Raw genomic sequence first — 23,698 nt, 5'->3', positions numbered from 1 at the left:
GAGAAAACAAAAATATACTTTTTGAACGTAATTCAGTACCATTTTAATTGTAATATTTACTTAAGAAGGTTAATTTTACCAACTTTCAACTTTGAATCAAATACTACACAATAATTGGAAGACTATATCATAATTTTACTTTGTTTAGCTGCCTTTGCAGCAGGATTTATTGATGCCATTGTAGGCGGTGGCGGATTAATTCAGACACCAATGGGATTAATTTTATTACCTAACTTACCAGTATCAACAGTTATTGGAACATTAAAATTACCCGCCTTCAGCGGAACCGCTTTTGCAGCTTTTCAATACATGAAAAAAGTAGTCATTCAATGGAAATTATTACTCATTATGATGGTTTTAGCGGTGCCATCTGCATTTTTAGGATCTACTTTATTGACATATGTGAGTAATGATTTTATGAAACCACTGTTACTGGTCGTTTTATCGTTATTATTAGTTTATACTTATGCAAAAAAGAACTTTGGTCAGCAAGTAGTCAAAGATCATTCAGCAAAAACACAAATAATATACGCCGTTTTAATTAGTATAATCGTTGGTTTTTACGATGGGTTTATTGGCCCAGGAACAGGAAGCTTTTTTGTAGTAGCATTTATTGCTTTAATGGGGTTTGATTTTTTACATGCTTCTGCAAATGCAAAAATGGTCAACTTAGCTACAAATTTTGGTTCGATCTGCCTATTTATAATTAAAGGAAAAATCATCTGGACAATTGCAATTCCTATGGCAATAAGCAACGGACTTGGCGGATGGCTTGGCGCAAAACTCGCCATTAACAAAGGAAATGGCTTTATTCGAATATTCTTCTTGGTAGTAGTAATCGGAACGCTTATTCGATTTGCTTATGATGTTTTTTACAAATAGAACCTCTGAGAGGCAGAGCAGCAATGGTTCTAAGTTTTTTTAATATTTTAATCTTTGACGCTTAGAACTTCATAATCTTTTAAAAACCAATTATTTCTAATCTAGTCCTGATAGAGGCGGTATCCTCGTAATGTAACGAAGAGATAAAGCCGAAAGCGGAAACAATCTTATTTTAAGCCTTTTGTTGCGCATCAAAAAAACTTAGCAACACAGTACCTAAGCATCTTAGGAACTTACTTTTTAAATTCTTATTTTTGCATTAATTATGGAGAAAAATTTCATGCAAAAATACATTGACCAGCTCAATGAAGCACAAAGACAGCCTGTTTTAAAGAAAGACGGGCCAATGATTATTATTGCTGGGGCGGGTTCAGGAAAAACTCGTGTTTTAACAATTAGAATAGCATATTTGATGGCTCAGGGTATTGATGCGTTCAATATTTTGTCACTTACTTTTACCAATAAAGCGGCCCGTGAGATGAAACACAGGATATCTGATATTGTGGGATCGTCGGAGGCAAAAAACCTTTGGATGGGTACATTCCACTCTGTTTTTGCTCGAATATTACGTTCAGAAGCAGATCATTTAGGATATCCTTCTAATTTCACAATATATGATTCACAGGATTCAGCTAGATTAATTTCTTCAATTATTAAAGAAATGCAATTAGACAGAGACGTTTATAAACCAAAACAGGTTTTAGGCAGAATCTCCAATTATAAAAATAGTCTAATTACTGTAAAAGCATATTTCAATAATCCTGAATTGCAAGAAGCAGACGCAATGGCAAAAAGACCTAGAATGGGAGAAATCTACCAACAATATGTAGATCGCTGTTTTAAGGCTGGAGCAATGGATTTTGACGATTTACTACTTAAAACCAATGAATTACTAACTCGTTTTCCTGAGGTTTTAGCAAAATATCAAGATCGTTTTAGGTATATTCTTGTTGATGAGTACCAAGATACCAACCATTCCCAATATTTGATCGTCCAAGCTTTAGCAGACAGATTTCAAAATATTTGTGTTGTAGGAGACGATGCGCAAAGTATCTATGCATTCCGTGGAGCAAATATTAATAATATTTTGAATTTCCAGAAGGATTACGAAGGGGTAATAATGTATCGTTTAGAGCAAAATTACCGTTCAACTCGTAACATAGTTGAAGCAGCGAATACCATAATGGAGCATAATAAGACCAAACTTGATAAAATAGTTTGGACAGCCAATGATTTTGGAGCAAAAATTAAAGTTCATAGAAGTTTAACAGATGCTGAAGAAGGCCGTTTTGTTGCCAGTACTATTTTTGAACAAAAAATGCAAAACCAACTTAATAATGGTGCTTTTGCAATTTTATACCGTACCAATGCGCAATCACGTGCAATGGAAGACGCATTGAGAAAACGTGATATTCCGTATCGTATTTATGGTGGATTGTCATTCTACCAACGTAAGGAAATCAAAGATGTTCTGTGTTATTTACGTTTAGTAATAAATCCTAAGGATGAGGAAGCATTAGTTCGCGTAATTAATTATCCAGCACGTGGAATTGGTGATACTACAGTAGAAAAATTGACAATTGCAGCTAATCATTATAAGCGTTCAATTTGGGAAGTGATGGTCAATATTGATAAAATTGACTTGAAACTCAATGCCGGAACAAAGAATAAAATCAGGGATTTTGTAACGATGATTCAAAGTTTTCAAGTCATTGATAAAAACCAAGATGCTTTTTATATTACTGATCATGTTGCCAAAAAAACAGGATTAGTACAAGAACTTAAAAAAGACGCTACTCCTGAAGGAATGGCTAAAATTCAGAATATAGAAGAGTTACTTAACGGTATAAAAGATTTTACTGAAGGGCAACGAGAAATTGATGGAGCAAGAGGTGCATTAGCAGAATTTATGGAAGACGTAGCTCTAGCTACTGATCTAGATAAAGACACAAGTGATGAAGACAGGGTTGCATTGATGACCATTCACTTAGCTAAGGGGTTAGAATTTCCGCATGTTTTTGTTGTTGGAATGGAAGAAGACTTATTTCCTAGCGCAATGAGTATGAGTACCAGAAGCGAACTTGAAGAGGAACGTCGTTTATTTTACGTAGCTTTAACTCGTGCTGAGCATCAGGCTTATCTAACATATGCTCAATCACGTTACCGTTGGGGGAAATTAACAGATAGTGAACCCTCACGTTTTATTGAAGAAATCGATGCTCAATATTTAGAATACCTAACACCTGCGGAAAGCAATTACCGCTACAAACCAATGATTGATAGTGATATTTTTGGTGATGTCGACAAATCTAAATTAAGATTAGCAAAACCAATTGGAACAACACCACCTAAAACGACTAATAATAACGAGCCAAAACCGGATTTAAATGTCCGTAGATTGAAACCTGTTTCAAGCAATCCAAACAATGCAAGTGCCCCAAACTTATTTGATAACAAATTAACCATTGGAAACACTGTAATGCACGAACGATTTGGTAAAGGTGAAGTTGTTAACCTAGAAGGAGTAGGAGCTGACAAAAAAGCAGAAATAAAGTTTGAAGTTGGTGGAATTAAAAAATTATTATTGCGATTTGCTAAACTAGATGTAATAGGATAAAAATGTTTCAAGTTTCAGGATTCAAGCTATTATTCGGTAACTTGAATCCTGAAACAATTTAAACTTTAAACAAAACAAAAAATGGCAGAATTTATAAAAATATATCCAGACAAACCAAGTGAAGCAGCAATTGCAAAAGTGGTTAAAGTTTTAAAAAATGGAGGACTAGTTATCTATCCAACAGACACTGTTTACGGTTTAGGTTGTGATATTACAAATTCGCGCGCATTAGAACGTATTGCAAAAATTAAAGGTGTTAAACTTGAAAAAGCAAATTTCTCATTTATATGCCATGATTTAAGTAATATTTCTGATTATGTACGCCAAATCGATACATCCACTTTTAAATTACTAAAAAGAGCATTACCTGGACCGTACACTTTTATCTTACCTGGTAACAATAGTTTGCCAAAAGAATTTAAAAAGAAAACAACAGTCGGAATCCGTGTACCTGACAACTCAATAGCATTAGAAATTGTACGTCAGTTAGGAAATCCTATTGTTTCAACATCTATTCGCGATGAAGATGATGTAATCGAATATACTACTGATCCTGAACTAATTTTTGAAAAATGGCAAAATTTAGTAGATATGGTAATTGATGGAGGTTATGGTGATAACGTAGCATCGACCATAATCGATTTATCCGAAAATGAGCCAATTGTAGTAAGAGAAGGAAAAGGAAGCTTAGATATTCTATAAAAAGACATCATTTCGGCAAGGCATTTGGAGTTAATTCCTTAAATTAGAGCCATGTAACAAAATTGTCATATAAAAGTCATTACAATAATGTATTCTTAATTATATTTAATTGGTTATTAAAAAAGATTAGGGATACACAAAAGCAGGTCATTCGACCTGCTTTTTCTGTTTTTATAAATAGGTATCTCTTAGTCATATCTGTAATTTTCTTCACATACAATTATCGTAAATTTCTTAGAAGCAACCCTTCGTCTCAACTCACAAAACAAGTGACATCTTCCGTCTGGCAGAGTGGAGTCGAAGCCTAATCGAGTCGAAAATATTACACATAAAAAAAACCAGTGAAATTATTTCACTGGCTTTGATTTATTTGAAATCATAATTTTATTACGATTCTATAATATGAAAGATCAGATTATTTACCTGATTGTTTTTTCATTTCTTTTTCAACCATATCATAAAACTGGTCAATTTTAGGCATAACAACAATACGAGTTCTTCTGTTACGTGCTTTGTTTTCAGCTGTATCATTATCAACCAATGGTACATAAGAACTTCTACCAGCTGCAATTAATTTTGCAGGGTTAACTCCTAAATCATTTGTCAATACACGAACAATAGCAGTAGAACGTTTAACACTTAAGTCCCAGTTGTCTAATATTATACCATTACTTTTGTAAGGAACATTATCAGTATGTCCTTCAACCATGCACTCAAAGTCTGGTTTATCATTAACTACTTTAGCAACTTTAGCTAAAACTGTTTTAGCTTTATCAGTTACATCGTAGCTACCACTTTTAAATAATAATTTATCAGCAATAGAAATAAATACAACTCCTTTTTCTACATTAATTTCAATGTCTGGATCGTTGATTCCAACAGCTCCTTTTAAGCTAGTAACCAAAGCAAGAGTAACACTATCTTTTTTAGTTAAGGCATCTTGAAGTCTAGATATTTTTAAATCCTTTTCTTTTAAACTCTCTAAAGATTTCTCTAAGTTTTCAGCTCCTTTAGAAGTAAGCATTGTTAAATCTTTAGAACTACTAATTAAAGTCTGGTTATGTTCTTTCAAAGTAGCAACTGTCGCTGCTAAACCAGCTTTTTCTTCTAAACAAGAATTTAATTTTACAGTACAAGAATTTAATAGATCTTGAGTTTCTTTGTTTTTAGCTTCTAAATCAGCGTATTTCTTTTTAGAAACACACGAAGACAATACCATTAGTGCAGTTAAAGCGATGAATATTTTTCTCATAAAAAATAAAATTTTAGTTAGACGTATGTCTACAAAGTTAAGGGTTATTAATTTGATTATTGTTAAAGATATCTTTAAATACGCGGATTTTCTTCACATAGTACAAGAAAACGATACTTTTAACTTTATAGTATTCTTGCGTTTGAAAATTGTTTCTTTTTTTATAATACTTTGAAAAAAGACTATAAAAAGAAAAATGAGCTTTTATTATTGCCCAAGTATGATTAAACTTCCCCTGTGTTAAAAATTGTATCCCTGCGATACCATCAAGTACTAATCTAGCAAAAAGAATGCCATAAAACCCCTCTTTGGGCAAATTCTTGGTAAGCATCAACATAGAGTTTCTAAAATTCAAAAAGGTCTTTCTAGGGTTACCTTGCTGCAATGTTGCACCACCTATATGATACACAACTGATTGTGAATTGTATTTAATATCATGACCTAAATTAATTGCTCGCCAACATAAATCAATTTCTTCCTGATGTGCAAAAAAACCTTCATCAAAACCTTTTAATTCTTTATAAACAGAACTCCTTATAAAGAAACAGGCTCCTGAAGCCCAAAACAATTCAGAGCTGTCATTATATTGTCCATTATCCTTTTCGATAGTATCAAAAATACGTCCTCTACAAAACGGATATCCGTATTTATCAATAAAACCACCTGCAGCACCAGCATATTCAAAGTGAGTCTTACTTTTGAAATCTAAAATTTTTGGCTGAATAATGGCCGTCTTTGGCTCTTTTACGAAAGTGTCTAAAATCGGCTGTAACCAATTTTCAGTAACCTCTATATCTGAGTTTACTAATGCATATATTTCGGCATCAATATGTTTTAATGCTTCATTATATCCTTGAGCATATCCGTAATTACCCGTATTTACGACAATTTTCACAGTAGGAAAATGCTTTTTTACATAAGCAACAGAACTATCAGTTGAGGCATTGTCGGCTACATATATAGTTGCTTCGGGCGAAAACTGCACTACCGAAGGCAAAAATTGCTCTAATAATTTTACTCCATTCCAATTTAAAATGACAACTGCTATTTTATCCAAGTGTATTGCGTTTTATTTATTTACTGAATTATAATTGGGTAATTCTCTTAAGAATTCATATTTTTCATTTTCAAAATCCATTTGACAGAAATAGTGACTCAATCCGTTAGTAACTGTCAAATATTGTGCCTTCATAGTCATATTATATCGGGCAATCTGATCAAAAGTAGCTTGCGAAATTTTAACTTCAGGCGCTTTACATTCTACTAATATATATATAGTACCGTCTGGATTATACACTACAATATCATATCGCTTGCGTAATCCATTGACTTTTAAAACCTTCTCTACATTAATCAATGATTTAGGGTATTTCTTCTCCATTATTAAAAACTGGACCACATGTTGGCGAACCCATTCTTCAGGTGTGAGAATGATAAATTTTTTCCTGATTTCATCAAAAATAGACACTTTATTTTCGCTATTTTTGAATCGAAATATATAAGAGGGAAAATTTAATTTTTGCATAAGGCAAAAATATAAAATAGTTTCAGGTTTCGGCTTTAAAGTTTCATGTTATTGAAGCGATAATCGAAAACCTTAAACTTGAATTAAAAATTATGGATGAAGTTATAAAAATTGTTAATGATATTAAAGCTGGAAACATCAAGCCTATCTACTTCCTTATGGGAGAAGAGCCTTATTACATCGACAAATTAGCCGAATATATAGAAAAAAATATCCTCTCAGAAGAAGAAAAAGGATTTAATCAAACAGTTCTGTATGGTCGTGATGTGTCTGTAGATGATGTAGTTTCGGCTGCAAAGCGTTACCCTATGATGGCTGATCGTCAGGTTATTATTGTAAAAGAAGCTCAAGATTTATCAAGAACAATTGATAAGCTTGAAGCTTATGCTACAAACCCAATGGAAACAACAGTTTTAGTCTTTTGTTACAAATATAAGACACTCGATAAACGCAAAAAAGTAACTAAATTACTAGGTCAAAAAGGACTTGTTTACGAAAGTAAAAAACTATACGAAAATCAAGTTGGTGACTGGATTAAAAGAGTTTTATCTGGTAAAGGATATTCTATAGAACCCAAAGCAAATGCCATGCTCGTAGAATTTTTAGGAACAGATTTAAGTAAAATTAATAATGAACTTGAAAAACTACAGATAATTTTGCCAAAAGGTACTGCAATCACACCTACTCACATTGAAGAAAACATTGGCTTTAGTAAAGATTACAATGTATTTGAACTCCGCAAAGCTATTGGAGAGCGCAATCAGATAAAAGCATACAAAATTGCCGAAAACTTTGCTCACAATCCTAAAGATTACCCAATAGTTATGACAACAGGTTTAATCTTCGGTTTCTTCATACAGCTATTAAAATATCACGGATTGAAGGATAAAAACCCGAAAAATGTTGCAACAGCGATAGGCGTAAATCCTTATTTCTTAAAAGAATATGATTTGGCAATAAAAAATTACCCTATGAGAAAAGTAAGTCAGGTAGTTTCAGCATTACGCGATATTGACGTTAAAAGTAAAGGAGTGGGAGCCAATGCATTACCACAATCTGATTTATTAAAAGAAATGCTCTACAAAATATTTAATTAAGCCACTAAAATTACCGATATTTGTAAGCTTATATAATGTAAAAATAATACCGCGATTATGGGGATGAATAAAAACACAATCTTAGGATGGGCAACCTTTATAATGTTTATAATGGGTTTTCTCCTAATTGGACTTGGAATTTTTAGATATAGAGATGTTTCTGGTTGGGGATTTGCCGCAACAGGAGTAGGCTTTTTGGCCAATGCATGGGTTTTCAATGCATTAAAAGGAAGAGTTTAAATAAAAAAGTAATAAAATTTTAAAATAAATTTATAATGTCAGACGATAAGAAAGTAATTTTCTCCATGTCGAAACTGAGTAAAACATACTCAAGTAGCGACAAGCAAGTGCTAAAAAATATCTATCTAAGCTTTTTTTATGGAGCTAAAATTGGTATTTTAGGTTTAAATGGTTCAGGAAAATCTTCACTTTTGAAGATTATTGCTGGTGTTGATAAAAATTACCAAGGTGATGTAGTTTTTGCTCCAGGTTACACAGTAGGATACCTAGAACAAGAACCACAATTAGACGATGAAAAAACAGTAATTGAAATTGTTCGTGAAGGAGTTGCCGAAACAATGGCAGTTCTAGAAGAATATAATAAAATCAACGATTTATTTGGTCTTCCTGAAAACTATGAAGATGCTGATAAAATGGATAAGTTGATGGATCGTCAAGCTGCTTTGCAAGATAAAATTGATGCATTGGGAGCTTGGGAAATCGATACTAAATTAGAAATCGCAATGGATGCGCTACGTACTCCAGACGGAGATACTCCTATCAAAAACCTTTCAGGAGGAGAGCGTCGTCGTGTAGCATTATGTCGTTTATTATTACAACAACCTGATGTATTGTTACTTGATGAGCCTACCAACCACTTAGATGCTGAGTCGGTACTTTGGTTAGAGCAACATTTAGCACAATATGCAGGAACTGTAATTGCTGTAACGCACGATAGATATTTCCTTGATAATGTTGCAGGTTGGATTTTAGAATTAGATAGAGGTGAAGGTATTCCTTGGAAAGGGAATTATTCTTCTTGGCTAGATCAAAAATCAAGCAGAATGGCACTTGAAGAAAAAGTGGCTTCAAAACGTCGTAAAAACTTAGAGCGTGAACTTGACTGGGTTCGTCAGGGAGCAAAAGGGCGTCAGACAAAACAAAAAGCGCGTTTACAGAATTACGATAAATTATTAAACGAAGATCAAAAACAACTAGATGAAAATCTAGAAATCTATATCCCGAACGGTCCACGTTTAGGAACAAATGTTATCGAGGCTAAAAATGTAGCTAAAGCATTTGGAGACAAATTGTTGTATGATAATTTGAATTTCACTTTACCACAAGCTGGAATTGTTGGAGTTATCGGACCAAACGGTGCTGGTAAATCGACTATTTTCAGAATGATTATGGGAGAAGAACAACCAGATAGCGGTGAATTTGCAATAGGTGAAACTGTAAAAATTGCTTATGTAGATCAAGCGCACTCTAATATTGATCCTAACAAATCGATCTGGGAAAATTTCTGTGATGGTCAGGAATTAATCATGATGGGTGGCCGCCAGGTAAACTCTCGTGCTTACCTAAGTCGTTTTAACTTTGGCGGAAGCGATCAAAACAAAAAAGTTTCAACATTATCAGGTGGTGAACGTAACCGTTTGCACTTAGCAATGACACTAAAAGAAGAAGGAAACGTACTTTTACTAGATGAGCCTACGAATGACTTAGATGTAAATACACTTCGTGCATTAGAGGAAGGTTTAGAGAATTTTGCTGGTTGTGCTGTAGTTATTTCTCACGACAGATGGTTCCTTGATAGAATTTGTACGCATATTTTAGCTTTCGAAGGAAATTCAGAAGTTTACTATTTTGAAGGAGGATTCTCAGAATACGAAGAAAACAAGAAAAAACGTTTAGGGGGAGATTTAACTCCAAAACGTTTGAAATACAGAAAATTAATAAGAAACTAGTATTCTTATGATTTCTAAAAAAGCCTCAAATTTAATTATTTGAGGCTTTTTTTATATAATAAACTTAGTGTGTGTTTTTTTTAGAAGCTAATTCCTGCTGTCTGCTATATCTTTTTATTTTTAAAGAAAAAACAAAAAGGATGCCGCGACCATCAGGGCTAGAATAGTAATTTACAAAAAAACTCATTTTTATCATCCCAAGAAACAAGGGATCTCCGCAAGAAACTCTGTAAATTAAATTGCCAATCTTTGTCGAGCTACTAATAGAGATCCCTCGTTCCTCGGGATGACAATATTATGTAAAACTTAGAATTTACAAAAACTTTGCCTTTAATTCAAGAGTAGGTATCATACATCTTTCTTTTTTGCCATACCATTTGTATCTATTCTTGGCAATATAATTATATAACGGATCCCTTAAAAAAACAGGAATTATTTTAAAAACAGAAAACCAACTCCAAAAAATTCCAAGATTTTCAGCTATTGCAATTGCTGCTCCAGACTTGTAATAATAAGCTATTCCTGGTTCATAAAATATAATGCTATCAACTTTAGCAATATCAACTCCTATATGATTACAAATTTCTTTACCTATTTCAGATTGCAAAGCTGCAAAACGAAAAATATCTTTTTTATCATGTTTGATAATAAACTGCACAGCCGAATCACATAAATTACAAACTCCATCAAAGAGAATTATTTTTTTGTTCTCAGCATTCTTTGCAAGAAACGAAGCAATGCCATCTTGTGTATTCATTTTTTTTAAGTTTACAATTTCAAAAAACTTTGTCAGGTTTAAAGCTTTAACAAAACCACTTTATACAGTTTATCTAGTTAAAAATATCAACCCATATACTATTAATTAATTCTATCAATATTGATAATTCTATAAATTTATTAAATAAAAAACAAGCTTCACAAATAACTTTTAAGGCGTTTTAAAAAAATCACCATCTATTTAATCGTATTTTTAAAAACAATTTCTTAAATCGCTTTATTTGATTTTTAACTCAAAAATCATGTTTTTAAAGACGGAAAATTGCATCCAAAAATTAAAACTTATTTTTTTCCAGCTTCTACAAATTCTAATTCGTCTAAATTTACTTTCGAAGTAAAAATGCCATAATTTACAGTTGCTTTATTTTTTTCAATAGAATCAATACTTCCTACAGATCTTCCATCAATCATTCGAACTCGATCACCAATTTTTAAAGTAACTTTAGGTTTTTCGACAACAGCTTTTAATTTTTTCTCTTTTTTCTCTTTTCGAATTTCTTCTACCTGAACAGTAACTTCGGCAATAACTTCTTTTTTCTTTTCGACTATTGCTTTTGCTTCTTTTGGAGTTGCTTTTTTACGTTTGGAATTTTCAATTTCAACAATCTTCAAAAATTCTCCTATCAATTCTTTTTTATTTTTATTATTGAAATACTTCTCAGAGATATCTTCAATTTTTTGTCCAATATAAATTGTCTTCTGATTACTATCATATAATTCCTGATAGCTTTCTAGTTTTTGTTTTATCTTGACATTTATATTTTCCATTTTATTACTTTCGGCACGCGCTCTAGTTTCTTCCTCTTTTAAGTTCAAAGAAGTTTTTTCTAATTTAGAACGCTCTTTTTGTAAAGTAGCAATAGTTTTATCAAAACGAACTTTTCCAATTTCAATTTTCTTTTTTGCACGATTAATTAAACCATATGGAATTCCATTTTTTAATGCAACTTCAAACGTGAATGAACTTCCAGCCTGACCAAGAACTAATTTATACATTGGTTCCAAAGATTTTTCATCGAAAAGCATATTTGCATTTGTAGCATAAGGCAGTTCATTTGCTAAAATCTTAAGATTAGAATAGTGTGTCGTTATAATTCCGAAAGCTTCTCGATGATAAAATTCTTCCAAGAAAATTTCAGCCAAAGCTCCACCTAATTCAGGATCTGAGCCCGTTCCAAATTCATCAATCAAAAACATTGTTTTGCGATTGCACTTCTTAAGGAAATAATTCATGTTTTTCAACCTATAACTATAGGTACTCAAATGATTCTCAATAGATTGATTATCACCAATATCTGTCAAAATTCTATCAAACAAAAAAGTTTCACTACGTTCATGTACAGGAATCAACATTCCTGATTGCAACATTAATTGTAATAATCCCACCGTTTTAAGAGAAATAGTTTTACCTCCTGCGTTTGGTCCAGATATAACAATAATTCTATTATCTTGCTTTAATTCAATAGTTTGCGGATGCGTAATCTCGTTCTTTTGCTTATTATTTAAGTATAAAATTGGATGAAAAGCATCTCTAAAATACAAGCGACGTTCTTCAGTAATTGTTGGCAAAATACCATTTATCTTATTAGCATATTTTGCTTTGGCGGCAATAACATCTATATCACTTAAAAAAGCTTGATATTCAATCAGCAAAGATAAATAAGGGCGAATAGCATTTGACAATTGTTTTAAAATACGCGTGACTTCTTCTTTTTCCTCATATTCTAAATTACTTAGTTCTCTAGAATATTGTAGAGTTGTCTCAGGTTCAATATAAGCAATACTACCCGTTTTAGAACTTCCTAAAATAGAGCCCTTTACCTTACGGCGATACATTGCAAGAACTGCTAAAACTCGACGGTTTTGTACAAAGCTTTCTTTAATATCATCCAAATAACCTAAACTATTATATTGTGTCAAAGCTACACCAAAACTTTGATTTACTTTTCCTCGAACCAAATTCATATCACGACGTATATTGGCAAGTTCAGGAGAAGCATTATCTTTTATCTCTCCATATTTATCTACAACAACATCTATTTGCGAAATGATATCTTTAGTAAATTCAACTTGCGAAGCTCTAATATTTAGATTAGGATAATAATCATCGAATTTTTTTAAAAAATTCAATAAAAAATTAACTGTAGATGATAAGGTTGCAATTTTTCTAAAACTTCCAACTTCAAGAAAACTATCTTCAATTGCTAAAAATTTTATCTCATAACTAATTGCATCGAAGCCATGATTTGGAATTGCATTATTATTTTGGAAAGACGAAACATACTCAGATGTTTGCATTAATGCTTGCATCAAAGTTTCTTTATCTCTAAATGGTGTTATTTCTAAAGCTTTTTGTTTGCCTATATCAGTATTACAAATATCCGAAATAGTCTCGAGTACTGTAGGAAATTGTAAATCTTGTAATGTTTTATCAGTAATAGATATCATATTATAACGTAAGTTGTAAAGTTTCAAAGTTACAAAGTTTTAAAACTAAATAGTAGTATTAATTGGTACTTTGCAAAAAACTTTGCGTAATTTGTAGTAAAATTTATTGAAATGAAAATTAACCTCAATCCAGATTGGCAAACCATATTATCAAAAGAAATAGCAAAGCTTTACTTTAATGATTTAATGACAAATGTAGAAGAAGAATATAAAAATAATGTTTGCTTCCCACCAATTGATTTAATTTTCTCTGCACTTAACCATTGTACATTTCAAGATATAAAAGTGGTCATCATCGGACAAGATCCATATCATGGAGTAGGTGAGGCAAATGGTTTAAGTTTTTCTGTGAATGACAATATAAAAATACCTCCTTCGCTACGAAATATTTACAGAGAATTAAATACTGATTTTGATTCGGTATTTATGCCCACTTCTGGCAATTTAGAATCTTGGGCAAAACAAGGCGTCTTACTTTTAAATGCTTCATTAACTGTTCGAAAAGATACACCAAATAGTCATAAACATCTAAAATGGAATTTATTTACAGATGCAGTAATTCAAGCCATATCAGATAAAAAAGAAAATGTAGTTTTCTTATTATGGGGAGCATTTGCACAAAAAAAAGGACGAAAAATAGATACTACAAAACATTTAGTTCTTGAGTCTGGACATCCATCGCCTATGAGTGCCAATCAAGGGAAGTGGTTTGGAAACAAACATTTTAGTAAAACAAATGTTTTTCTGAAATCAAAAGAAATTCCCGAAATCAAATGGCTCTAATCAGCTTGTTTTTTTTCTATAGATTCTAGAACAGCTTTTCCAGGATAATTAATTACTTTAAGTATTACTTTTTGGTTCTTTAAAGTCTTACCTTCAATAACATATAATTTTCCTTTTTTATATTCTGTATTGCTTTTATCAAAATCAACATCACCAAATTGCAATGTATTTTTAATATCTGAAGTATCTATCCATTTTTCTGCTAAAACTTTAGAAGCTTCGTCTGAATAATGGAATGGTTTATTTCTTAAATCATTTAAAACTCTTGCATTTGGAAAATAATTACAACGTGTATCTTTTCCACTAAATACAAGACCTACAAAGAAACATCCAATAACCAAACCAACTAAATAATAAGCAAAACGATGTGTAAATTTCATGAATTCTATTTTTGGCAAAGGTACGCTAAAGATGCTTTAGAAAACAAGTAAATTAATATCATTATCAGGTAAATCAAACCATTCGCCAATGGCTTTATTAGTTAAAATTCCATGATAAACATAAACTCCGTTTTTCAACCCTTTATTACATCTTATAGCGCTTTCAATTCCACCATCTTCCGCAATTTGCAATAAATAAGGTGTAATAATGTTACTTATTGAAAGTGAAGCAGTTTTAGAATATCGTGATGGAATATTAGGAACACAATAATGTAAAACATTACTTTTTATAAAGGTAGGTTTTTCATGTGTGGTTACTTCTGAAGTTTCAAAACAACCACCAGTATCAATACTTACATCTACAATTACAGCACCTTTTTTCATATGCTCAACCATCGTTTCAGTAACAACAATCGGACAACGTTCTTTTCCACGCATAGCTCCAATTGCAACATCGCAACGTCTTAATGCTTTTAACAACGCTTTTGGTTGTATGGTTGATGTAAAAACACGTTGATTTAGATTATTTTGCAAACGGCGCAATTTAGTAATCGAATTGTCAAAAACCTTAACTGTAGCTCCAAGACCAATTGCCGTTTTTGCAGCAAATTCACCAACCGTTCCTGCTCCTAAAATTACAACATCAGTAGGAGGAACACCTGTAATATTACCAAATAGCAACCCTTTTCCAATTTCATCGGTAATCATCAATTCGGCTGCAATTAATATAGATGCCGTTCCTGCAATTTCACTTAATGATTTCACAGCAGGATAAGATCCGTCTTCGTCTTTTATATATTCAAATGCTAATGCAGTAATTTTTTTATGTGCTAAAGCTTCAAAATAAGTTTTTTTCTTTGTTTTTAATTGAATCGCAGAAATCAAAATTGTTTCCGGATTCATCATTTTAATCTCATTAATCGTCGGAGGCTCAACCTTTAATAACATTGGACAGCCAAAAACTCGTTTAGTATCTTTTGTCACTTCTGCTCCAGCATCACTGTATTCTTTGTCTGTATAACTTGAACTTTCGCCAGCACCAGATTCTATCATAACTCTATGTCCCTGATAAGTAAGTGAATTTACTGCATCTGGTGTTAAACAAATACGACGTTCCTGATAACTTGTTTCCTTAGGAATCCCAATAAAAAGTTCTCTTTTATATCTGCCAATTTCAAGTTTTTCTTCTTGAGGCAACAATTCTTGTTTCGTAAATGGAGTTATCGTTATTGACATTGTCTATGCAAAATTAAGAGTACAAATTACGTAAAAAGTTTTTAATAAAACAGTATTCCCAAGGCTAATACGCTTTACTTCAAGAAGTATAAATTCAGTTTAGAATAAAATTAAACTAATTTTAATAAACGCTTCCCGTCAGGTAATAATTCAATTGTAATAACAGAATGTTCATTTGGAATTAAACTTGGAATTTTCTCGGACCATTCTATAAAACACCAATTTCCTGAATATAAATAATCATCAACTCCCATATCCAAAGCCTCTGTTTCATGATTTAATCTATAAAAATCAAAATGATAAACCGTCTGATTGTCATTTGTATGATATTCATTAACTAAAGAAAAAGTAGGACTGCTTGTAGCATCCTCAATCCCTAGACTTTTACATAACTGCTTAATTAGCGTAGTTTTACCAGCACCCATTTCTCCATTAAAAAGGAGAATTTTATTAGGGTTTTGAGCTAAAATTTGTTTTGCAACTTCCTGAATTTGATCCAACGAAAAAGTAACTTCCATTTTGATTTTTATAATATTTTTAAACTTAATTGATTCTACCACTATAGCAAGGAGCAATCAAATACTCCTTATCTTATTTAGGATTAAATATCAAGAATGGAATAATCATTTCTTCTAATGAAATTCCACCATGTTGATAGGTGTTTTTATAATAACTCACATAATGATTGTAATTATTTACGTAGGCCAAAAACAAATCATTTTTTGCAAAAATAAACGAACTGCTCATATTTATGGCAGGTAATCCTATTTTTTTTGGTTCTTTTACAACATACACATCTTTATGCTCATAGGTCAAACTACGTCCTGTTTTGTATCGAAGATTTAAACTTGTATTTTTATCTCCCACCACTTTTGATGGATTTTTCACATTGATTGTACCATGATCTGTAGTAAGAATTAACTTAAATCCTAAGTGCTGAGCCTGTTGTATAATTTCTAACAGTGGAGAATTTTTGAACCAACTTAATGTTAGTGATCGGTACGCTTTATCATCAGAAGCTAATTCTTTAACAACATCCAATTCTGTTTTAGCATGCGACAACATATCAACAAAATTATAAACTACCGTAACAAGGTCATTATTTTTTAGCGCCTTGAAATTTTCAGCCAGTTTTTTTCCACTTGCCAAATTGGTAATTTTAAAATAATCTTCTTTAATATTTAATCCCAAGCGTTTTAATTGTGCACTTAAAAACTCCGCTTCATATAAATTTTTCCCACCATCTTCAACATCATTTTTCCAATACTCAGGAAATTGTTTTTCCATTTCTATAGGTAACAAGCCAGAAAATATTGCATTCCTCGCATATTGTGTTGCTGTTGGAAGTATAGAGAAATAAGGAACTTCTTTTTCTAGCTTATAATAATTTCCTACTACTTTCTCAAATGATTTCCATTGATCATATCGCAAATTATCTATTACTACAAACAAAATTGGCTTGTCTTTCTTCTTAATTTCCGGAACCACTAATTCTTTAAATAAAGTATGTGATTGAATTGGTTTATCTGCCTTTGGTGCAAACCAATCTTCGTAATTACGCTCTATGTATTTACCAAATTGTGAGTTAGCTTCAACTTTTTGAGACTCCAAAATTTGAATCATTCCTTGATCATTAATATTCTCAAGTTCTAATTCCCAAAACACAAGTTTTTTATACAATTCAATCCAATCTTCATAAGAATTTACCATTGCCATTTCCATAGCTATTTTTCGGAATTCCTTTTGATAATCTAATGTCGTTTTTTCAGAAATTAATCTTGAGTGATCCAGATTTTTCTTTAAACTTAATAAAATCTGATTCGGATTTACTGGTTTTATTAGGTAATCTGCTATTTTAGAACCGATAGCCTCCTCCATGATATACTCTTCTTCACTTTTGGTAATCATAATCATCGGAATGGTTGATTTTTTTTCTTTCATTTCTGAAAGTGTTTCTAATCCGCTCATTCCTGGCATATTTTCATCAAGAAAAACGATATCAAAATTGTCTTCTTCAAAAATTGCAATTGCATCTAGACCATTATTACAAGTCGTTACTGCATAATTTTTTTTCTCCAGAAATAGTATGTGTGGCTTTAATAAGTCGATTTCATCATCAACCCAAAGTATTTTTATCTTATCCATAATTATATAGCTTGTCAAAAGTGTTAAATCTAAGTGGCAATTTACTTCTTTTTAAAACGGCTATTTATTAATATTATGATAATTTTTAGTATAAAAAACAAAACCACTGAATATAAAAATACTCAGTGGTTTAAATATAAAAATTAATAAGTAACCTAACTAACTATGAAATCTTACTGCCATCCACCACCAAGGGCTCTGTATAGTTGGATAATAGCGTTGTATTGTGAAAATTTATTATCTATTAAAGTTAATTCTACATTTAACGCATTGTCTTTTGCAGTAAGAACTTCTAAATAATTCACTAAACCGTATTTTAATAATTCATCTGAATAATCTGTAGCCACTTTTAATGCATCTACTTGCTTCTGACGAATTACAATTTTTTTGGTTTCGTTGTTATACTGTGCTAATGCATCTGAAACTTCTTTTCCCGCATTTAACAATGATTGCTCAAATTGTATGTATGCTTTTTCTTGATTTGCTTTAGCTATTTCTAAATTTGTTTTATTCAAACGTTGATTAAAAATTGGCTGTGTTAATCCTGTTACAATATTAGCAAAAAATGAATTTGAACTAAACCACTCTTTAAGATCTATACTTTGTAATCCACCTGTAGCAGTAATTTTAAATGTTGGATAGAAATTACTTCTTGCCACATTAGTTCTTTCAAAATTTGAAATCAAATTATACTCAGCCGCAATTACATCAGGTCTGTTTCTTAATAAAGTAGCAGGTACTCCAAGTGTAATTTCTGGTTGCATTTTTTGAACCTCAAAACTACTTCTCTCTACTTTAGTAGGTGCTACTCCTAAAAGAATACTCATTTTGTTTTCAAAAAGTATCGTACTTACTTTTAAGTCAGCGATGATAATTTCTGTAGCATATTTTTGAGCTTCTGTTTGTTTAACTCCAACTTCAGTTACATTTCCTGCATCTTTTAAAGCAATAATCGTTTCAACACTTTCAATTCTGTTGATCAAAGTCTCTTCTGATAATTTAATTTGCTCATCTATTGCAATCAACTGATAATACGTTGCGGCAATATCTGCAATTAACTGTGTTTTTACAGCTTGATTTGCAGCAGTAGTTTGTAAATAAGCAGCATTTGTTGCACGTTTATTACTTCTTATTTTTCCCCAAATATCAGCTTCCCAACCTAATGTTCCAGCAACTTGATATTGATCAGTACTGCGATTTTGAAGTAAAGCTCCAAACTGACTGTTTTTTGATAACTGCTGATGTGTCCAATCTGTACCAACAGAAAGAGTAGGGAAGTACCCTGCTTTTCCTTGTTTCATTGATGCTTCAGCAGCAGCAATATTTTGCATTGCAATTCGAATATCTAAGTTATTTTCCAATCCTTTTCTGATATAACCTTGCAAAATAGGATCAGTGAAAACTTTATCCCAAGACAGATTTGCCATAGAAGTACTGTCTTTAGAAACCACTTCGGTTCTATATAAGTTCTCCGTTTTAATATCCTTAGGTCTTTCGTAATCTTTTGCAACGAAGCAGGATTGCATAACTGTTGCCGTGAAGGCAACAGTTACTATTTTATATACATTATTTTTCATTTTCTTCGTCTAAAAGTGTAACATCTGATTGTTGCTCTGTAAATGGTTTCCCAGAGATTCTTTCTTGTAAGCTTTGGAAAATAATAAACAAAATCGGAATAACAAATACTCCAAAGATTGTTCCTATTAACATTCCACCAACAGCTCCCATACCAATTGAACGGTTACCTACAGCTCCAACTCCAGAAGAAAAAGCCAAAGGCATTAAACCAAAGATAAAAGCAAGGGAGGTCATTAAAATAGGACGTAAACGTGCTTTTGCACCTTCTATCGCAGCCTCTGTCAAGTCCATTCCGTGTCGTCGCCTTTGTATAGCAAACTCAACTATCAGAATGGCATTTTTGGCCAGTAGTCCTATAAGCATTATCAGGGCTACCTGGAAATAAATGTTGTTTTCTAATCCAGCTAGTTTCACAAAACCAATAGCTCCAGCAATACCTACAGGTAATGAAAGCAATACTGACAATGGTACTAAATAACTTTCGTATTGTGCACTTAATAAGAAATATACAAATATCAAACTCAACAAGAATACACCTGCGGCCTGACTACCTGCAAGAATCTCTTCACGTGTCATTCCAGAGAATTCGTAAGTATAGGTTTTAGGTAAATGCTGTGCTGCTACTTCCTGAACTGCTTTAATTGCATCTCCAGAACTATACCCAGGTTTTGCTTTACCATTTACGTTTACAGCTTTTAACAAGTTGAAACGGGCAACAGCTTCTGGTCCATAAATTCTTTTAAAATCAACAAACTGATTTATAGCTACTTGTTTTCCTGCAGCATTCTTAACATAAATAGTATTAATTGATTCAAGAGTTGCTCTTTCAGAAGGTTTTGCTTGAATCATTACACGATATTGTTTACCAAATTTATTAAAATCTGTAGTATACAATCCTCCATAATACCCTTGCATGGTATTAAAAATTTCTGAAACAGAAACTCCTGCATTTTTAGCTCTTTCTACATTAATATCCATTTGATATTGTGGAAAGTTAGGGTTAAAGTTTGTAATAGCATATTGAATTTCAGGTCTTTTCATTAATTCACCTAAGAACTCATTACTTACTTTACTTACTGTTGCCCAATCATCATCACCTTTATCTTGAATTTTTAACTCAAAACCGTCTGCAGATCCAAAACCTTGTACACTCGGAGGTGTAAAAAATAATGCTTTGGCATCTTTAAAATGTGCCGTTCTTCCAAATAGCTCACCAACTACAGCATCTACAGATTGATTGGCTTCCTTACGGTGTTCCCAGTCTTTTAATTTAATTACAGAAAAGGCATAAGACCCACCATTCACACTATTTAACAAACTAAAACCAACAACACTCATTCGTGATTCAACAATGTCCATTGAAGCCAAAATAGAATCCAATTCATTAACTGCCTTTTGAGTTTTCTCGATTGTTGTTCCTGGAGGAAGTGTTAAATCAGCAAAAATAATTCCTCTATCCTCATTAGGAATAAATCCTGAAGGTGTAGTTTGGAACAAAATGATAGTAATAGCACAGAATGCTATCAATCCTGATATTGCAACCCATTTCCTTCTTGCTAAGAACCCTAAAGACTTAACATATTTATTATTCATTCTATCAAAACTAGTATTGAAAGCAATGAAGAATCTATCTTTGAAATTTTTATCATGATGCTCTGATGCTTCGTGAGGCTTTAAGAATAGCGCACATAAGGCTGGACTTAAAGTCAATGCATTAATAGCCGAAATCAAAATCGCAATTGCCAATGTAATAGCAAACTGTTGATAAAAAACACCTGACGGTCCACTTAAGAACGATACTGGTATAAACACCGCAGACATTACTAATGTGATAGATATAATAGCTCCTGTAATTTCGCTCATTGCAGAAATAGTAGCTTCTTTTGCAGATTTCACTCCTTCATCTAACTTAGCATGCACAGCCTCGACGACGACAATTGCATCATCGACCACAATACCAATAGCTAGAATCATTGCAAACAATGTTAACATATTGATAGAGAATCCAAATACCTGCAGGAAGAAAAATGTTCCAACAATTGCTACAGGAACTGCTATTGCAGGAATTAACGTAGAACGGAAATCCTGTAGGAATAAAAACACTACTATAAATACCAATATAAAAGCTTCAATCAATGTTGAGATTACTTTTTCTATCGATGCATCAAGGAACGTTTTTGTATTATAAGGAATTACGTAATCTACACCTTTTGGAAAATCTGGTTTAGAAACCTCCAAAATATTCATAACTTCGGTAATAATATCTTGCGCATTAGATCCTGAAGTTTGGAATATACCAACAGCAACACCTTGTTTACCCATTGCTATATTCTTGTTCCCATAATTAAAAGCACCCAACTCAACAGTTGCAACATCTTTTAAATGAACGAAATTTCCATTACCTGTAGCTTTAATTACAATATCTTCGTAGTCTTTAATTTCTGAAAGACGTCCTTTATATTTAATTACATATTCGTAAATTCCGTCAGCATTTTCTCCAAATTTACCTGGAGCAGCTTCTACGTTTTGCTCTTGCAATGCTGCCTGAATATCTTTTGGTGATATTTCGTAAGCAGCCATTTTTTCTGGATTAATCCAGATTCTCATAGAGTAATCTTTCGCTCCAAAAACATTTACTTGTCCTACACCTTTAACACGCTGTAATTTTGGTACAAGGTTAATTTTGGCATAATTCTGAATATAAGTTTCATCAAAATCTTTGTTGTTCGAATACAACGCAAAGAACATCAAAGCACTCGTCTGACTTTTTAGTGTCGTAACCCCAGTCTGTACAACTGCTTGTGGCAATTTACTGGTAGCACGAGAAACTCTATTTTGAACGTTTACCGCAGCAATATCTGGGTCAACTCCAAGTTCGAAATAAACAGATATTTTCGCAGAACCATCATTCGCTGCAGAAGAGGTCATGTATGTCATTCCTTCCACACCATTTATTTCTTCTTCTAGAGGAATAACAACACTATTTAATACTGTTTCAGCATTTGCACCTGTATATGTTGCAGTTACCTGAACAGTTGGAGGGGCTATTTCGGGGTATTGCTCTACTGGTAATGACATCAGTCCTAAAACACCTAGTATGGTGATTAAGATAGATATTACCGTCGAGAGAACTGGTCTTTCTATAAACGTCTTTAACATCTTGTATATTATTTTTTAGCTGTAGTATTTTTTGTTTCTGCTGTTTCAACAGCTGGATCTTTAACAGGCTGTGGTGTAATTTCCATATCATCTTTTAATTTAGATGCTCCTTCTACAACTACAACGTCACCATCTTTTAACCCGCTTGTAACAATAAAGTCTAAACCTGAAGTTCCGTTTGTTTCAACAATTGTAGATTTTACTTTGTTTCCTTTTTCAACAACATAAAGTGTTTGTTTTCCTTGCACTTCGAAAATTGCATTTTGAGGAACCAACATTACATTTTTTTGTTCGATAGGCAAACGAATAATTCCAGTACTACCACTTCTTAGGATACCTTGAGGATTATTAAAGTCTGCTCTAAATTGTGTATTTCCTGTTGCTGGATCTACTAAACCATTCATTGTAGCGATTTTTCCTTTTTGGTCGTATTCTGTGTTATCTACTAAAATCAATGAAACTGGTGGTGCAGCTTTCAATTTTTCTGCTGTAGTTGCTCCTTTAAATGTTTTATTAAAGAATAACAATTGTTTTTCATTCATTGAGAAATAAGCACGTACGATTTTTGTATCAGATACAGTTGTCAAAGGCACTTCACTAGTAGCGCTAACTAAGCTTCCTTCTCTAAAAGGTAAACCTCCAATTACTCCACTTACAGGAGAAACGATTGTTCCGTACCCAATATTTGCAGCAATACTACCGTAAGTACTTTTTGCTTGTGCTAGTTTGGCTTTAGCAGTTTCTAATTGAACAACACTAATAATTTTTCTGTCAACTAGTGGTTTTAATCTGTCAACTTCAACTTGTGCAGCCTGAACTGAAGCTTTAGCGGCAGATGCATCTTGATTTAAAGTTTGTGTTTCAAGTTTAAAAAGTAATTGTCCTTTTTTAACAACCTGACCTTCATCAACATAAATTTTTTGAATATACCCATTCACTTTTGGGCGGATTTCAACATTATGCTGTCCTTCGAGATTTGCACTATACTCTTGATATACTACAGCATCTTGTACTGAAATTGTTCTAACTGGGAACGGAGCTGGACCTTGTGGCGGAGCTTGTTCTTCCTTTTTTTTACATGACGCAAAAACCAGCATTATAGCTATTAGGGAGAATGTGATATTCTTCATTTGAATTTAAATTTGAT

19 protein-coding genes are annotated in these 23,698 nt (G+C 32.4%); 7 read left to right on the top strand and 12 right to left on the bottom strand.

The genetic code is table 11. The features are described from left to right. Positions 1 to 114 precede the first annotated feature (114 nt). The 3 genes from LPB87_RS15630 to LPB87_RS15620 all read left to right on the top strand — a co-directional run bounded on the left by LPB87_RS15630 (position 115) and on the right by LPB87_RS15620 (position 4,201). Entirely contained in the window at positions 115 to 882 is a 768-nt protein-coding gene (locus tag LPB87_RS15630) for a TSUP family transporter (RefSeq protein WP_129538488.1), read from the top strand. A 280-nt stretch (positions 883 to 1,162) separates the two neighbouring features. Continuing rightward, positions 1,163 to 3,499, top strand: a complete 2,337-nt coding sequence (locus LPB87_RS15625; RefSeq protein WP_230728533.1) for a UvrD-helicase domain-containing protein — start codon at positions 1,163 to 1,165, stop codon at positions 3,497 to 3,499. An 81-nt stretch (positions 3,500 to 3,580) separates the two neighbouring features. Next, a complete protein-coding gene (locus LPB87_RS15620) occupies positions 3,581 to 4,201 on the top strand; it encodes an L-threonylcarbamoyladenylate synthase (RefSeq protein ID WP_129538487.1) in 621 nt (206 codons plus the stop codon). 415 nt (positions 4,202 to 4,616) lie between these two features. On the opposite strand, the gene LPB87_RS15615 is transcribed toward LPB87_RS15620, so the two are convergent. Genes LPB87_RS15615 through LPB87_RS15605 form a run of 3 tightly spaced genes read right to left on the bottom strand, consistent with a single transcriptional unit; the run spans position 4,617 to position 6,978 of the window. Next, the gene (locus tag LPB87_RS15615) at positions 4,617 to 5,453 is read right to left on the bottom strand and encodes a flagellar motor protein MotB (protein WP_129538486.1); all 837 of its coding nucleotides are present in this window, start codon (positions 5,451 to 5,453) and stop codon (positions 4,617 to 4,619) included. 37 nt (positions 5,454 to 5,490) lie between these two features. Beyond that, positions 5,491 to 6,510 carry a glycosyltransferase family 2 protein gene (locus LPB87_RS15610; RefSeq protein ID WP_230728487.1) on the bottom strand — a complete coding sequence of 340 codons (1,020 nt, stop codon included), beginning with the start codon at positions 6,508 to 6,510 and terminating at the stop codon, positions 5,491 to 5,493. Positions 6,511 to 6,522: 12 nt separating this feature from the next. Then, positions 6,523 to 6,978, bottom strand: coding sequence for a type I restriction enzyme HsdR N-terminal domain-containing protein (locus LPB87_RS15605; RefSeq protein ID WP_230728486.1), 456 nt, complete (start codon positions 6,976 to 6,978; stop codon positions 6,523 to 6,525). Between the two features lie 92 nt (positions 6,979 to 7,070). Here LPB87_RS15605 and holA point away from each other — a divergent pair, with 92 nt between their 5' ends. From holA to ettA, 3 genes are read left to right on the top strand one after another with little or no spacing between them, the layout of a single operon-like run. Then, the gene (holA, locus tag LPB87_RS15600) at positions 7,071 to 8,075 is read left to right on the top strand and encodes a DNA polymerase III subunit delta (protein WP_129538483.1); all 1,005 of its coding nucleotides are present in this window, start codon (positions 7,071 to 7,073) and stop codon (positions 8,073 to 8,075) included. A gap of 57 nt (positions 8,076 to 8,132) precedes the next feature. Continuing rightward, positions 8,133 to 8,315, top strand: coding sequence for a CAL67264 family membrane protein (locus tag LPB87_RS15595; RefSeq protein WP_129538482.1), 183 nt, complete (start codon positions 8,133 to 8,135; stop codon positions 8,313 to 8,315). Positions 8,316 to 8,350: 35 nt separating this feature from the next. Beyond that, complete coding sequence (gene ettA, locus LPB87_RS15590) at positions 8,351 to 10,045, top strand: energy-dependent translational throttle protein EttA (protein WP_129538481.1); 1,695 nt, start codon at positions 8,351 to 8,353, stop codon at positions 10,043 to 10,045. A gap of 313 nt (positions 10,046 to 10,358) precedes the next feature. Here ettA and LPB87_RS15585 read toward each other — a convergent pair whose 3' ends face one another. Together LPB87_RS15585 and LPB87_RS15580 are read right to left on the bottom strand one after the other, a co-directional pair. After that, complete coding sequence (locus LPB87_RS15585; RefSeq protein ID WP_230728485.1) at positions 10,359 to 10,802, bottom strand: thiol-disulfide oxidoreductase DCC family protein; 444 nt, start codon at positions 10,800 to 10,802, stop codon at positions 10,359 to 10,361. A gap of 302 nt (positions 10,803 to 11,104) precedes the next feature. Then, on the bottom strand, positions 11,105 to 13,270 hold the full coding sequence (locus tag LPB87_RS15580) for a DNA mismatch repair protein MutS (protein ID WP_230728532.1): 2,166 nt from the start codon (positions 13,268 to 13,270) through the stop codon (positions 11,105 to 11,107). 111 nt (positions 13,271 to 13,381) lie between these two features. Here LPB87_RS15580 and ung point away from each other — a divergent pair, with 111 nt between their 5' ends. Further along, entirely contained in the window at positions 13,382 to 14,053 is a 672-nt protein-coding gene (gene ung / locus LPB87_RS15575; protein ID WP_230728484.1) for a uracil-DNA glycosylase, read from the top strand. On the opposite strand, the gene LPB87_RS15570 is transcribed toward ung, so the two are convergent. From LPB87_RS15570 to LPB87_RS15540, 7 genes are all read right to left on the bottom strand, one after another. Next, complete coding sequence (locus tag LPB87_RS15570; RefSeq protein WP_129538478.1) at positions 14,050 to 14,433, bottom strand: DUF4258 domain-containing protein; 384 nt, start codon at positions 14,431 to 14,433, stop codon at positions 14,050 to 14,052. The genes ung and LPB87_RS15570 overlap by 4 nt on opposite strands. 36 nt (positions 14,434 to 14,469) lie before the next feature. Next, entirely contained in the window at positions 14,470 to 15,669 is a 1,200-nt protein-coding gene (locus tag LPB87_RS15565; protein WP_164998665.1) for an alanine dehydrogenase, read from the bottom strand. A 110-nt stretch (positions 15,670 to 15,779) separates the two neighbouring features. Next, a complete protein-coding gene (gene tsaE / locus LPB87_RS15560; RefSeq protein ID WP_129538477.1) occupies positions 15,780 to 16,187 on the bottom strand; it encodes a tRNA (adenosine(37)-N6)-threonylcarbamoyltransferase complex ATPase subunit type 1 TsaE in 408 nt (135 codons plus the stop codon). 73 nt (positions 16,188 to 16,260) lie between these two features. Further along, on the bottom strand, positions 16,261 to 17,814 hold the full coding sequence (locus LPB87_RS15555; protein WP_129538476.1) for a bifunctional response regulator/alkaline phosphatase family protein: 1,554 nt from the start codon (positions 17,812 to 17,814) through the stop codon (positions 16,261 to 16,263). A gap of 173 nt (positions 17,815 to 17,987) precedes the next feature. Further along, the gene (locus LPB87_RS15550; protein WP_129538475.1) at positions 17,988 to 19,391 is read right to left on the bottom strand and encodes a TolC family protein; all 1,404 of its coding nucleotides are present in this window, start codon (positions 19,389 to 19,391) and stop codon (positions 17,988 to 17,990) included. Beyond that, a complete protein-coding gene (locus LPB87_RS15545) occupies positions 19,381 to 22,551 on the bottom strand; it encodes an efflux RND transporter permease subunit (RefSeq protein ID WP_129538474.1) in 3,171 nt (1,056 codons plus the stop codon). Before LPB87_RS15545 ends, LPB87_RS15550 begins: the two co-directional genes overlap by 11 nt. An 8-nt stretch (positions 22,552 to 22,559) precedes the next feature. After that, positions 22,560 to 23,681 (bottom strand): efflux RND transporter periplasmic adaptor subunit, encoded by a 1,122-nt coding sequence (locus tag LPB87_RS15540; RefSeq protein WP_129538473.1) that lies wholly within the window; start codon positions 23,679 to 23,681, stop codon positions 22,560 to 22,562. Positions 23,682 to 23,698: the final 17 nt, after the last annotated feature.

The organism is Flavobacterium sp. EDS (assembly GCF_020991525.1).
Classification (GTDB): domain Bacteria; phylum Bacteroidota; class Bacteroidia; order Flavobacteriales; family Flavobacteriaceae; genus Flavobacterium.
This window is presented reverse-complemented; position numbering and strand designations above follow the sequence as displayed.